Here is a 693-nt window from a genome sequence, read left to right on the forward strand (position 1 = left end):
CATGCGCGAGGCCGGCGCCGGGACGCTGCTGGTCACCACTGGCGGCGGCTCGGTGGACCCCATCCCGATGCTGGGCAACGTCAACGCCGCGCAGGCGGCCCTGCGCAACTGGGTTCTCAACCTGAACAAGGAGCTGACCGGCAGCGGCGTGCACGCCGCCCACATCGCGATCAACGTGTGGATCGGCGACGGCGGCCCCGAAGGCTTCCCCACGGCCACGCCCGAGCAGATCGCACCCCTGTACTGGGAACTGCACGAAAACCGCGACCGTGCCGAGGCCGTCTTCAACGGCTGACCGCCCGTCCCACCCCGGTGATGGGCCGCTCATCCGCGCCCCTCCCCGCCTCCCGACCCTGCCCGTAACCGGATCTCGAAGGATCTCGTGCTGTGAACGTCTTCCTGTGGATCGTGCAGGCGGTGCTGGCCGTCATGTTCGCGATGGCGGGTGTCATGAAGTCCACCCAGCCCAAGGAGAAGCTGGTCGACAAGCTGCCGTGGGTGAATGACTTCTCCGCAGGCACCGTGCGTTTCATCGGCGTCGTGGAACTGGCTGCCGCGCTTGGGCTGATCCTGCCCGCGGCCACCGGTATCGCCCCCGTTCTGACTCCGCTGGCCGCGACCGGCCTGGCCGTGGTCATGGTTTTGGCCGCACTCACCCACGCCCGCCGCAAGGAACCCGGCGCGATCGCCTTC

Annotated in this window: 2 protein-coding genes; both read left to right on the forward strand. The window is 68.8% G+C overall.

Annotated features, from left to right (window positions below; translation table 11 throughout):
- Positions 1–295, forward strand: a 295-nt coding sequence (locus tag MOQ72_RS44165) for an SDR family oxidoreductase (protein WP_504981929.1), incomplete at its 5' end; no start/stop codon positions are given.
- Positions 296–387: 92 nt separating this feature from the next.
- A partial coding sequence (locus MOQ72_RS44170; RefSeq protein WP_242192042.1) for a DoxX family protein occupies positions 388–693 on the forward strand: 306 nt, incomplete at its 3' end.

This window comes from Saccharopolyspora soli, assembly GCF_022678645.1.
Lineage (GTDB): Bacteria > Actinomycetota > Actinomycetes > Mycobacteriales > Pseudonocardiaceae > Saccharopolyspora > Saccharopolyspora soli.